Below are 12828 nucleotides of genomic sequence, written 5' to 3' on the forward strand. Positions count from 1 at the left end.
GGTTACGAACGGCTTGGTTACGGACGCGCGGTGCCGATGTCACCGGCGTACGGCCGGGCCGGGCCGAGCAGCTGGAAGGGTAGTGGGATGTGGCGCTGGCGTTGGGTGAATCCCCAGGTCCCGATACCGAGGTAGACGCCGGGACGGACCCGCCGGATCTCGTCGACCATGTTGATCCGGCCGTTGAGCGAATCGAAGGGGCGGTAGTCGAGCTGGTAGACCGGGCGGCTGTCGTAGCGGGACGCCGCGATCGAGGTCAGCATGGGATAGCGCCGTACGTCGCGTCCGGCGCCGACGATACGAAACGAGTTGTAGCCGCGGCCGGAGACCGCGTCGATCGGGCGGAAGGCTTTGGCTCGCCACGGCGCCAACGGGTATCGCACCATGACCGCGCCCAGTGCGGTGCTGAGCAGGTTCGGCTGGCTGAGCAGCGTGGCGTCGAATTCGCCGTCCATGTCGGCGATGGCCGGAGCGTCGAGTGTGGCGAAGAGCGCCATCAGATCGTCGACCGATTGCGTGGTGGTGAGGTCCACGGTGTCTCGGTCCAGTAGCGGAGTCATAGGTGTTCCTGTCGGTGATCGCCGCGCTCCCGTTGTGGGGGCGCTACGGAGACCACTTTATGGAACGAAATCCAAAATTGGAAGGCAATCCAAAAAATTTTGGAGTGGTGTCGCCCACTGTGCGGCCCCGAACCTTCCGATCGGCGCGGAGTTTGCGCGCGTCGCGCGAAAACGTGCGCGGCAGCGGGGTATTCGGCGGAAGTTCTGGCGCGGGATACGTGCCAGGCCTAGAATTAGGACATACGTTCGAGTAGCGAGGATTCGGCCGTGTTGCTGCCGGAGTTGGGGTACTGCCGCGTTGGGGGCGTTGGAGCGGGTGCAGCGGCGGATGACCGGTCTCGGGTACCGGTTGATCCGTGTCGTCGCCGAAGCCCCTGGCGAGGAGTTCGGTGGGCAGCGGTGAACTGGGTTTCTCGGTAGTCCGGTTCGCCGTCGGGATAGACCGGCCAGGCATCCTAATGGGGCGTCGACGAGCCGGAGGATCCGTTCCATGAGCGCGTCGTAGGCAGTGTCGTTGTCGATAGGGCACGCAATTGTGGCCACTGCCCGACCTCACGGGCGGCCTCGGGTCCGGACCGGTACTCGGCCAGGAACTGGACGTGCCACCGGTTCGGCAGCACTGCGAGGATCTCGGCGGGATCATCCGGATCCGGTTGCACCGGTAGCGGTTCCGCAGTCACGAGGCCTTCTCCTCTCCGGTCTGCGGTCACCACCAGGGGCTGACCGACCACGGCTGGGCCGTGCAACACGACCCGCGAGGCCGGATCGAATGGCTCCCACCGGCCTGGCTCGACCGGCACCGCACACCCCGAACCAACACCCACCACCGCCCCACCGACACGACCACCAGCCCACCCACCATATGAACCCGGATTGGCTACCGTGGGCAGCTGTGAGCACCCGCGAGATCGACGCCGAGTTCCGCGCACTGCCGTTGTCCGCGCTGGCCGACGCGGCGCTGTCCGCCGCTCGAGCGGCCGGCGCGACACACGCCGATCTACGCGTGCACCGACTGGTGCAGCAGTCGATCCGGTTGCGAGACGGGCAGGTGCAGTCGGTCGTCGACGGCACCGAGGTCGGCCTCGCGGTGCGCGTGATCGTCGACGGGACCTGGGGATTCGCAGCTACCGCCGAATTGACGCCCGACACCGCAGTGCAGACGGCGCGGACCGCGGTGGAGATCGCCCGCACGCTGCGTCCGTTGAACCGGGACCCGGTGGTGCTCGCGGACGAGCCGGTGTACCCGGATGCGCAGTGGGTGTCCGACTACGCGGTGGACCCGTTCACCGTCCCGACCCCGGACAAGGTGGGGTTGCTGACCGAGTACGCCGGTCGGTTGGGTGCGGCCGACGGTGTCGATCACACGTCGGCGAGCGTCCTGCAGGTCAAAGAGCAGACCTACTACGCCGACACCGCCGGGACTCGCACGATCCAGCAGCGGGTTCGGCTGCACCCGGAGCTGGCGGCGACCACGGTGGACGCGTCGACCGGCGGGTTCGAGTCCATGCGCACCCTGGCTCCGCCGGTCGGCCGGGGCTGGGAGTATCTGACCGGCGCGGACGGCACCTGGGACTGGAACGACGAGCTTGCCCGCATTCCGGAATGGTTGGCCGAGAAGGCGAAAGCGCCCTCGGTCACCCCCGGGCCCACCGATCTGGTGATCGACCCGAGCAACCTGTGGCTGACCATCCACGAGTCGATCGGTCACGCTACCGAATACGACCGTGCGATCGGCTACGAATCCGCCTACGCCGGAACCTCGTTCGCAACACCGGACAAGTTGGGCACGCTGCGTTACGGCGCGCCCGGCATGCATGTCACCGCCGACCGCACCGAGCCGCATGGGTTGGCGACCGTCGGCTACGACGACGACGGTGTGGCCGGTCAACGCTGGGACCTGATTCGCGACGGCGTGTTGGTCGGTTATCAGCTCGACCGGGTGTTCGCCGCGCGGCTCGGGCTGGACCGATCCAACGGCTGCTCCTACGCCGACGCCGCGCTGCACGTGCCGATCCAGCGGATGGCAAACGTCTCGCTGCAGCCCGGGCCCGACGACCTGACCACCGCCGATCTGATCTCACAGGTGGACAACGGAATCTACATCGTCGGCGACAAGTCGTGGTCGATCGATATGCAGCGGTACAATTTCCAGTTCACCGGGCAACGGTTCTTCCGAATCCGCAACGGGCGGATCGACGGCCAGCTCCGCGACGTCGCCTACCAGGCCACGACCACCGACTTCTGGGGTGCGATGACCGCGGTCGGCGGTCGGTCCACCTGGCGGCTCGGCGGCGCGTTCAACTGTGGCAAGGCGCAGCCGGGGCAGGTGGCGGCGGTATCGCACGGCTGTCCGGCGGTGCTGGTGCGTGGCGTGAACATCCTCAACACCCGAGCGGAGGGTCAGCAGTGATCGCTGCCGATGACGTGGTCGATCGAGCGCTCGCGGCGTCCCGCGCGGACGAGACGGTGGTGATCGTCGCCGACACGGCGGAGGCATCGCTGCGTTGGGCCGGCAACTCGATGACCACGAACGGTCGCACGTCGAGTCGGTCCTGGACTGTGGTGTCGATCGACCGGACCGGCGAACAGGCTCGGGTCGGCAGCGTCAGCTCCACCAGCGTCGACCCGAGCGATATCGAGATGGTGGTGCGGGCGAGCGAAGCGGCGGCCGCCGACGCCGAGCCGGCCGCAGATGCGATGTCCGCGCTTGCGGCGGTCACCGCCGTCGACGGCCCCGCCGCCCCGGTCGAGTCGCCCCGGATGTTCGAGCGGCTCGCCGCTCCGCTGGCCGAAGCGTTCTCGGTCGCCGACAAACTGTACGGCTTTGCGTTGCAACAGATCACCACCACGACGTTGGGTACCTCGGCGGGGCTGCGGCGGCGGTACACCGACCCGACCGGGTCGATCGAGTTGAACGGCAAACGCGGCGCCGGTGCCAGCGCCTGGGTCGGCGCCCACACCAAGGACTTCGCCGACGTCGACGTTCCGACGCTGCTGGCAGAACTCGACACCCGGCTGGATTGGACCGCGCGGCGGGTGGAGCTGCCCGCCGGCCGATACGACACCGTGCTCCCGCCGTCGCCGGTGGCCGACCTGATGATCGATCTGATGTGGTCGATGGAAGGTCGCGGCGCCGAAGAAGGACACACGGCGTTCACCCGCTCGGGCGGGGGCACCCGGGTCGGCGAACGCCTGACCGACCTGCCGTTGACGCTGCGCTCCGACCCGCACGCGGCCGGCCTGGAGTATGCCCCGTTCGTCGCGACCGGCGCGTCGTCGGAGGCGATCTCGGTATTCGACAACGGGATGCCGATCGAGCGGGTCGACTGGATCCGGGACGGGACGATCGGTGCGCTCGCCTACCCTCGTTCCGCCGCCGCCGAATTCGGCGCTCCGGTGGCTGTGCCCGGCGAAAACCTGCTCCTCACCGGCGGTTCCGCCGCCTCGACCGCGGACCTGGTGGCCGATGTCGAACGCGGCCTGCTGCTCACCACGCTCTGGTACATCCGGATGGTCGACCCGATCACGCTGTTGCTCACCGGACTCACCCGGGACGGGGTGTACCTGATCGAGGACGGTGCGGTCACCGCGGCGGTGAACAACTTCCGGTTCAATGAAAGCCCGCTCGATCTGCTGCGCCGAGTCCGGGCGGCCGGGGCGACGGTGCCCACGCTGCCCCGCGAATGGAAGGACTGGTTCACCAGGACGGCGATGCCACCGCTGCGAATTCCCGACTTCCACATGTCCTCGGTGAGTCCGGCCACCTGAGGACGATCACCGGAGCCGGCTGATCCGGGCGGCTACTCCGGGTTCGCGGTGACCACGATGCCGCAGCTGCCGTCGCGGCCTCGGCGGATCAGGCTGCCGGTAACGGTGAACCAGCCGACGATCCCGTACCGGCGAGAGACGGCGGTACGAGCGCGGCGGGCGCCGTCGCCGTCCACCACCTCGGCCCGACCGGTCACGATCGGCCCGAACCGTTTGTCCCCGCGCAGCGAGCAGGCCTGCACGGTCACGTCCGGATTCCGGCGCAGCCGCTTGACCTTCCAGGAATCCGTCACGGTCCAGAGGATGAGTTTCGAGCCGTCCACCGCGAACCAGAGCGGACTGCCGACCGGCGTGCCGTCCTTGCGATGGGTGGTCAGGTACACGTACTTCGCGTCGACGATCGAACCGAATGGAGAATCCACCCGGCCACCCTAGCGAGGTTGTCGGACCCGACTACGGGGCCCCGGAGTCCTGAAGGTGTCCCAGGGCGGCAGGTAAGACCTGCGTGAATTCGTGCCGGTGCCTCAGGTTCGCCGTTACGCTCCGGTGCCGTGCAGCGCGAGTGGTCGACCGAGGATCTGGTGGCGTCGTGGACGTTGATCGGCGATGACTGGCAGCTGGTCGGCAACAAGACCGGTGCGACACGGCTCGGGTTCGCGCTGCTACTCAAGTTCTTCGAGATCGAGGCGCGCTTCCCCCGCAGTACAGCCGAATTCCCTTTCGAAGCTGTTGGTTACGTTGCTGAGCAGGTGAAGATCGATCCTGCCGAACTCGACCGGTACGACTGGGACGGCCGCGCGATCGAGCGTCATCGGATGCAGATCCGCAGCGCGTTCGGCTTCCGCATGTTCACCAGGGCGGACGAGGACACGCTCGCCGAGTGGCTCGCCGCCGACGTGTGCCCGGTCGAGTTGCGCGACGAGCAGCTCCGCGAGGCCTTGCTGGTTCGATGCCGAACCGAGCGACTGGAACCGCCGGGGCGTATCGATCGAATCGTCGGATCGGCACGGGCGATGTTCGATCAGCGTTTCTGTGATCGCACAGTCACTCGATTGGGTGACGGCGGTACGGCTCGGCTGGAACAACTTGTCGACGGTGGCCTGTTGGCCGACTTGAAGACCGATCCCGGCCAGGTCGGGCTCGAGACGCTGCTACGAGAAATCGACAAGCTCGACGCGATCCGCCGCCTGCGCTTGCCGGTGGACCTGTTCTCCGACACGTCGGACAAGCTAGTTGAGGCGTGGCGAGCGCGCGCTGCCCGCGCGTATCCGTCGGATCTCCGTTCAGCCCCACGGCCGGTGCGGTGGACCCTGCTGGCGGCACTCTGCTGGGTGCGGTCGGCAGAGATCACCGACGCACTGGTGGATCTGCTGATCGCACTGGTGCACAAAATCAATGCGCGCGCCGATCGTCGCGTCGAGCGCGAGCTCATCGACGACCTCCGGCGAGTGCGTGGCAAGGAAGCCATCCTGTTCCGGCTGGCCGAGGCCGCCGTCGAGCACCCCGACGACACGGTGCGGGAGGCGTTGTACCCGGTCGTCGGCGAGAAGACGCTGCGCGAACTGGTTCGCGAGGCGAAGGCCGATCAGGACGCGTTCCAGGCCCGTGTCCGGACGGTGTTGCGCGGCTCCTACAGCAGCTACTACCGGCGCATGCTCCCAGCACTGTTGGCGGCGTTGATGTTTCGCTGCAACAACACCGCGTACCGGCCGATCATGGAAGCCCTGGAGCTGCTCGCTCGTTACGCCGAGATCGACGGAAAGGTCCGCTTCTACGCCGCTAGCGACCGAGTTCCCCTCGACGGTGTCGTACCGAAAGCGTGGCGGGACGCAGTGCTCGACGAGCGAGGCCGGGTGGAGCGGATTCCGTACGAACTGTGCACGCTGATCGCGTTGCGGGATGCGTTGCGTCGCCGCGAAATCTACGTTCACGGCGCGAATCGTTGGCGCAATCCCGACGACGACCTGCCCGGCGACTTCGACACCACCCGCGAAGTGCATTACGCCGCGCTGCGACAGCCGATCGATCCGACCGAGTTCGTCACCGACCTCCGCACGCGCATGAACGACGCACTTACCCGCTTGGATGCCGCGCTCGTCGACGCCACCGCCGGGGTCACCGTCACCAGCCGGCGCGGCGAACCGTGGATCGCCGTGCCGAGGTTGGATGCACTGCCCGAACCGGCCAACCTGCAGAAGGTGAAGGACGAGGTGATCCGCCGCTGGGGCACCCTCGACCTGCTCGACGTGCTCAAAGACGCCGACTATCTCGCCGAGTTCACCGGCCAGTTCAGCTCCGTCGCCTCGCGTGAAGTCATCGATCGTGCCGCCCTCCGACGCCGACTCCTGTTGTGTCTGTTCGCGCTCGGCACGAACATGGGCATCCGAGCGATCGTCGCCACCGGCGAGCACGGCGAATCCGAAGCCGCCCTACGCCACGTGCGCCGGCACTTCATCACCCGCGACAACCTCCGACGAGCGACCGCGACGCTGGTGAACGCGACATTCGCCGCCCGTGACCCGCACTGGTGGGGCACCGGCACTGCGTGCGCGTCGGATTCGAAGAAGTTCGGCTCGTGGGAGTCGAACCTGATGACCGAATGGCATCAGCGCTACGGCGGTCCCGGGGTGATGATCTACTGGCACGTCGAACGCCGCTCGACCTGCATCTACAGTCAACTCAAGTCATGCTCCTCCTCGGAGGTGGCCGCAATGATCGAGGGCCTGTTGCGGCACTGCACCGACACCGAGATCGAATCGAACTACGTCGACACCCACGGCGCATCGGTGGTCGGGTTCGCGTTCACCGAGCTGCTCGGCTTCCGGCTGCTGCCGAGGTTGAAGAACATCGGCGCGATCCGGCTCTATCGCACCGACGAACAAGCTGTCTACGGGCAGCTCGGTCCCGTCGTGACACGGCCGATCCGCTGGGACCTGATCGCCCAGCAGTACGACCAGATGGTCAAGTACGCCAGCGCATTACGACTCAGCACCGCAGAATCAGAGTCGATCCTGCGGCGCTTCACCCGCGGTGGACCCAAACACCCCACCTACCAGGCGCTCGAAGAACTCGGCCGCGCGGTGCGCACCATCTTCGCCTGCGACTACCTCGCTCTACCCGAGTTGCGCCGTGAGATCCACGGCGGGCTGCAGGTGGTGGAGCAGTGGAACTCCGGCAACACCGTCATCTTCTACGGCAAGGACGGCGACCTCACCGGCTCAGACCGGGAACACGCCGAGGTGTCGATGCTTGCGCTCCACCTGTTGCAGAGCGCGCTCGTGCACATCAACACCTTGCTGGTGCAAGCGGTCCTGGAAGTGCCCGAGTTCCACGACCTGATCGGGCCCGACGAACAGCGCGGGCTGACACCGTTGTTCTGGTCGAACATCAACCCCTACGGCCGGTTCCGGCTGGACATGGACACTCGCCTCGATCTCGCCGGCAACGGTGTACAGCGCGTCGAATCGGTGCTGTAGTGGTTGCCCGATTCGGGGGTGTCCGTTGAAGGAACCTCAAACGGACAGTGTCGTCGGTCCTGTTTGTCGGTCGTTTCGCCGCTGTTTCGAATCGTGCGATTGCAGATCGACCCGTTCGGCTGATCGTGACCAAAGAAGATCTGCGACACCGATTTCCAGGATTGCCACAGTCTCAGCGCAACCCCGTCTTACACGCCGGGCTGCGGTCTCAGCGCCAAGGGATCGGCCTTTGGGCTGCAATGTGCCTCGGGTTTGAGGTCGAGCAGGCCAGGTGCTCATTGGGCGCGGCCGGACATCGGGCGGCGCTGAGGCCGCCGGAGGAGCCGGGCGAAGACGACAGCGCCCCCGGTCAGGTCATAGCGGGTCACTGACATCAGCCGCGGGTGCCAGTTCCGGCTTCGGCGAGTCCGGCGTTTCAGGAGGTAGCTGTCCGCGGCTGGGTGGTGGGGATGTGCCGGGTCAGGAATTCGAGTTGGTCGGCCACGACGCGTTCGAAAGCTTCGCCGAGGTAGATGTCGAAGTGGCCTTCGGGGTAGAGCCGAATCTCGACGCGGGGTGCGGTGCGGGCGTGACGCAGGGTGGCCTTGGCGGGGGCGACGCTGTCGGTCTCGCAGATGTTGAACAGGATCGGACAGCGTACCCGCTTGGCCTGTCGTCCGGGCCGGTGACGCAGGATGTCGAAGACGACGCGGGCGGCGACCTGGTTGTCGAATCCAGCAGCCCGCGCCTCGGCGTCCACCAGGGCAAGGTAGCCGGGCACGGCGTCGGCGGTGGCCATCAGCGCCGCGGAGTGGAGGGGTCCGGCGGTGGACACCATGACCGGGGCCTTGCCGAGCCGGGCGGCGATCACGTCACGTGCGGCGCGAGCACCGATCTTGACCGAGGTCAGGGGGTCCATCGCCAGCCCGGATGCCAGGCCGTCGGTGAACGGGCATTGGGCGATGACGGCGGCGACGCGGGTGTCGCGGGCGCCGGTGGCGATGACGTGGCCGCCACCGAAGGAGGTGCCCCACAGCACCACCCGGTCGGGGTCGACCTCGGGGCGGCTGCGGGCGTAGGCGATGGCGGTGGCCCAGTCGGCCAGTTGAAGTTTGACGTCGAGCAGTTGGCGGGGCTCGCCGGTGCTGGCCCCGAAGTGGCGATAGTCGAACGCCAGCGCGGCGTATCCGGCGGCGGTGAAGCGTTCGGCATAGGCGTCCAGGCGCATCTGGCGGATGCCGCCGAGGCCGTGGGCCATGACGATGACCGGCGGCGTGGGCGCTGTCTCGGGCAGGTCGGGGAGGTAGAGCCAGGCCGCGAGGGTGTCTTGCCCGGACGGGATTTCGACGTCGAGTCGCATTGGTTCATCTTTCCGTGGAACGGTTGTGTCGGAGTGGGATCGGGCCGATGACGTGGGTTGCTGATGCCATGGTGCTGGTCGGTGGCCCCGTGTTGGGGTCAGGAGGGCGACCCGGGAGTGGGGGTGTCGGCCAGGGCGAGCGCTGTCTTGACGGTCGCGTCGGAGAAGCTGACTCGGTTCATGAGCATGCGGGACAGGATCGGGGTGCCTGCGGCGGCGGCAAGGACACGGGGGACGGTGGTGATGTCGGCGCGTCGTTCGATGGCGTCGACGGTCTCGGTGACGACGAGCTCGCGGGGGATCAGCTTCCAGGGTGCTTTCTTGTGTTCGCCCCAGAGCGCGCGAGCGGCTGGGTTGGCCTGGACTTCGTCCATGAGCGGGGTGTCGAAGAATGTCGGGTGGATCGTGCCGACCGTGACGCCGGTGTGGCGAAGCTCCAGCCGGATCGCGTCGCACATCGCCCACACGCCGGCCTTGCTGGCTGTGTAGGCGGCCTGGAGTGGGGAGTGGATGAAGGCGGCCATGGACGAGATGGCCAGCAGATGTCCCTGCTGTTCGATGACGTGGGGGGCGCCGGCTCGGAAGGTCCGCCAGGTACCGACCAGGTTGATGTCGATGAGGCGTTCGAAGTTGCCGGGGTCACCGCCGAGCATCGACTCGACGCTCTCGATGCCGGCGTTGGCGATGACCACGTCGAGTCGGCCGAAGTGGTCGGCGGCTGCTGCCATCGCGGTTTCCAGTGCGTCGAGGTCGCCGACGTCTGCGCTGAAGCCCCGGGCCGTCTCGGGGCCGCCGAGCTGGGATGCCTGGGACTGGACGGCGTCGATGTTTCGGGCGATCAGTGCCAGGTTCGCTCCGCGGGAGCGCAGTTCTGTGGCGAGGGCTGTCCCGAGTCCGCCGGTGGACCCGGTGATGGCCACGGTTCGGCCGGCGAGGGAGTAATTGGGCATCGTTTCTGTGTCCTGTCTGGATCGGCTGCCAGGGGCGGTGGCGGCAGCCAGGTTGTCGGGAAGGGATGGGGTGCGCCGGGTCAGGTCCGCGGTTAGGCCCGGTGATCGGTGTTCGCGCGGCCTCTGCGGCGGGGGGCGGAACCTTGGGGTAGTGCAGCCTCGAGCTCGGCGAGTGCGTCGGCGGTGTAGCCGGCGAGTCGCTGCAGGTGGGGCAGGTTGTCGCGCGCGCCGGTGAAGCCGATGTTGAACTGGCCGGCGTAGCTGATCGAGGTGATGTTGAGGGCCTGGCCGCGTCCGGGCAGCGAGATCGGGTAGAGCGCTTCCAGGCGTGCACCCCGGAGGTACTTGGTCCGGTCGGGGCCGGGCACGTTGGAGATGATCAGGTTCATCGGTGGGCGACGTGTTGCGCCGAGCCCGGTGATCAGGACGGCTGTCACGGGCATGGCGGTGAGGACGGTGAACAGGCGCCGTACCGGGAGCGGCATCGAACGCAGGTGGTTCTTCGCGGCACTGGAGGAGACGTTGATCGCCTTCAACCGGGTCATCGGGTCGGCGATGTCGGTGGCGAGACTGGCCCACACCATGCCCGCGGCGTTGCCGCCTTCCTCGCCCTCGTAGCGCAGGCTCACCGGTACGCCGCTGATCAGTGGAGCCTCGGGGAGAACATCCTCGTCGAGCAGGTGGCGGCGCAGCGCGCCGCTGCACACTGCTAGGAAAACGTCGTTGACCGAGACGTCCGCGAGGCGGGCGACTTCCTGCATCCGGGCCAGTTCGACCTGTTGGGTCGCGACCCGCCGAGCGCCGGTCACCGGGAGGTTGAGCACCGAGGTCGGTGCGTCGAAGGGGCGGCGCACCGCGTCGCTGCCGCGGCGGATCAGCAGACCCGACACGCCTGCCGACAGCGATCGGGCCCATTCCGCCGGTCCGAGGCCCGCGGGCTTTCGTGCCACGTGTGCGGTGTGCTCGACAGTTCGGTGGTTGTGCCATGGCGCCGTCGACGGGCCGGCGGGCGTGTCGGCCAAGGCGTTGCCGCACATGCGGACACCGTTCACGCCGTCGGTCAGGGCGTGGTGGATCTTGGTGTAGATCGCGAACCGGTTGTCGCTGAGCCCTTCGATGACGTGGCAGGTCCACAGTGGCCGGGACCTGTCCAAGGTGACACCGTGCAGGTAGGAGATGAGCTCACCCAGCTGCCGCTCCCCGCCCGGCGCCGGGAGCGCGGTGTGGCGCACGTGGTACTCCATGTCGATCGACTCCGCGGGCACAACCGCCGGGAAGGCTCGGGTCGTCGGCCCGTGCACCAGCCGCAGGTTGAACGGCGCCACGAGGTCGCTGGACGCCCGATAGGCCGCCACGATGTCGGCGACCAACGAGCCGGGCGCGCCGTCGGGGATCGAGAAGATCTGGAGCGACCCGACGTGCATCGGGGTTGCGGGGGACTCCAGGTGGAGGTACGCGCCGTCGATGACGGGAAGCCGCCGCGAGTCGGTCTGGGCCATGTCGACTCCTTTCAGGGGACGCTGACTGTTACCTCTCCCAAGATGTCAGGCGACAGCATCTGCTCCTTGACGTCACGCGACAAGAACTTGATGATTTACGACATGGGCCTAATCCGCGGGACATCGTTGCAGGGGTATTCGGAGCTGGTGCGATCGCTCGGTGGAGACCCGAACGCCCTGTTGCGTGCGGTCAAGATTCCGCCTTCTGCGGCGGGCCAGTTCGATACCTACCTGGGTCATCGCGGTGTGATCGGCGCCATCGAGAGTGCTGCCACCGTGACGGGGACGCCCGACTTCGGCAGGCTCCTTGCCCAACGTCAGGGCATCGAGATTCTCGGCCCGATCGGAGCGGCCGCGCGCACGGCCCGCAACTTCGGCGAGGCGCTCGGTTCCTTCCGTGAGTACCTCGCGGTCTATTCACCCAACATTCAGGCGACCGTGCAGCCACATCACGACCACCACTACATTTTTCTCGACCTGCGTATTGTGTTGCGGCCGAGGCCCGCGCTTCGCCAGACTCTGGAGCTCACCCTCGGAGTGACGCTCAACATCCTCAAGCTGTTTCTCGGCCCCACCTATCGGCCGGTCAGCGTCCACGTCCCCCACGAGGCACTCACTCCCGAACGGGAATACCGCCGCTACTTCGGAGCCCCCGCCCGCTTCGGTGAGCCGTCCTGCGGCTTCACGATCCTCGCCGCCGAACTCGACCGGCCGCTCTCCGACGACGAGACCGCACACCGCGCCCTGCGCGCCTACCTCGACTCCATCTCCGGGGTCGACCACAATGACCTCGATGAGTCGGTGCAACGGCTGATCAGCCACCTACTCCCCACCGGAGGCCTAAGCATCGGCGTCGTCGCCCGCCAACTCGACCTCCACCCCCGCACACTCCAACGGCGCCTCGCCGACCAGGGCACCACCTTCGAAGCGTTGGTGGACCGGACCCGGATGGACCTGGCCGACCGCCTGCTCCGCGAAACCGACATGCCCATGACACAGCTCGCGGGGGTACTCGGATACAGCGAACAAAGCGTGCTCGTCTGGGCCAGCCGACGCTGGTTCGGCACCACCCCAACACACCGACGACGAGACGCACAGCACGGCTGACACCCGATATCGCACGATCGCTGCCATAGCCGTGCTGGAGTGAAGAGCTTGGTGGTTCCCGGTGGCGGCGGCCCCCACCTGTCGACGCCCTGTCCGCACAGCCCTGACGGGTGACCCAATTGAGGACCG

General features: G+C 67.4%; 9 protein-coding genes. 4 read left to right on the plus strand and 5 right to left on the minus strand.

Going from position 1 to position 12828, the window contains the following annotated elements; genetic code table 11:
• Nucleotides 1-17: 17 nt before the first annotated feature.
• Entirely contained in the window at nt 18-560 is a 543-nt protein-coding gene (locus KV203_RS09535) for a hypothetical protein (protein ID WP_066470104.1), read from the minus strand.
• Between the two features lie 892 nt (nt 561-1452).
• Between KV203_RS09535 and KV203_RS09540 the strand changes: the two genes are divergently transcribed.
• Together KV203_RS09540 and KV203_RS09545 are read left to right on the plus strand one after the other, a co-directional pair.
• Nucleotides 1453-2970, plus strand: coding sequence for a TldD/PmbA family protein (locus tag KV203_RS09540; RefSeq protein ID WP_255246945.1), 1518 nt, complete (start codon nt 1453-1455; stop codon nt 2968-2970).
• Complete coding sequence (locus KV203_RS09545) at nt 2967-4328, plus strand: metallopeptidase TldD-related protein (protein WP_066470101.1); 1362 nt, start codon at nt 2967-2969, stop codon at nt 4326-4328. Before KV203_RS09540 ends, KV203_RS09545 begins: the two co-directional genes overlap by 4 nt.
• A 32-nt stretch (nt 4329-4360) precedes the next feature.
• Here the strand turns inward: KV203_RS09545 and KV203_RS09550 are convergent, their stop codons facing one another.
• The gene (locus KV203_RS09550) at nt 4361-4750 is read right to left on the minus strand and encodes a PPOX class F420-dependent oxidoreductase (RefSeq protein WP_066470098.1); all 390 of its coding nucleotides are present in this window, start codon (nt 4748-4750) and stop codon (nt 4361-4363) included.
• 129 nt (nt 4751-4879) lie between these two features.
• Between KV203_RS09550 and KV203_RS09555 the strand changes: the two genes are divergently transcribed.
• Complete coding sequence (locus tag KV203_RS09555) at nt 4880-7804, plus strand: Tn3 family transposase (protein WP_066470095.1); 2925 nt, start codon at nt 4880-4882, stop codon at nt 7802-7804.
• A gap of 415 nt (nt 7805-8219) precedes the next feature.
• On the opposite strand, the gene KV203_RS09560 is transcribed toward KV203_RS09555, so the two are convergent.
• From KV203_RS09560 to KV203_RS09570, 3 genes are all read right to left on the minus strand, one after another.
• A complete protein-coding gene (locus tag KV203_RS09560; protein WP_066470094.1) occupies nt 8220-9143 on the minus strand; it encodes an alpha/beta hydrolase in 924 nt (307 codons plus the stop codon).
• 98 nt (nt 9144-9241) lie between these two features.
• Entirely contained in the window at nt 9242-10093 is an 852-nt protein-coding gene (locus KV203_RS09565) for an SDR family NAD(P)-dependent oxidoreductase (protein WP_066470081.1), read from the minus strand.
• Between the two features lie 92 nt (nt 10094-10185).
• Complete coding sequence (locus tag KV203_RS09570) at nt 10186-11592, minus strand: wax ester/triacylglycerol synthase family O-acyltransferase (RefSeq protein WP_066470078.1); 1407 nt, start codon at nt 11590-11592, stop codon at nt 10186-10188.
• Nucleotides 11593-11658: 66 nt separating this feature from the next.
• Here KV203_RS09570 and KV203_RS09575 point away from each other — a divergent pair, with 66 nt between their 5' ends.
• On the plus strand, nt 11659-12699 hold the full coding sequence (locus KV203_RS09575) for an AraC family transcriptional regulator (RefSeq protein WP_217995968.1): 1041 nt from the start codon (nt 11659-11661) through the stop codon (nt 12697-12699).
• Nucleotides 12700-12828: the final 129 nt, after the last annotated feature.

The organism is Skermania piniformis, from assembly GCF_019285775.1.
In the GTDB taxonomy this organism is placed as follows: Bacteria; Actinomycetota; Actinomycetes; order Mycobacteriales; family Mycobacteriaceae; genus Skermania; species Skermania pinensis.

Bases quoted from the DNA above. Each gene is read 5' to 3' on its own strand.
- KV203_RS09535 (WP_066470104.1), bottom strand. From the start codon at position 560: ATGACTCCGCTACTGGACCGAGACACCGTGGACCTCACCACCACGCAA.
- KV203_RS09560 (WP_066470094.1), bottom strand. From the start codon at position 9,143: ATGCGACTCGACGTCGAAATCCCGTCCGGGCAAGACACCCTCGCGGCC.
- KV203_RS09565 (WP_066470081.1), bottom strand. From the start codon at position 10,093: ATGCCCAATTACTCCCTCGCCGGCCGAACCGTGGCCATCACCGGGTCC.
- KV203_RS09570 (WP_066470078.1), bottom strand. From the start codon at position 11,592: ATGGCCCAGACCGACTCGCGGCGGCTTCCCGTCATCGACGGCGCGTAC.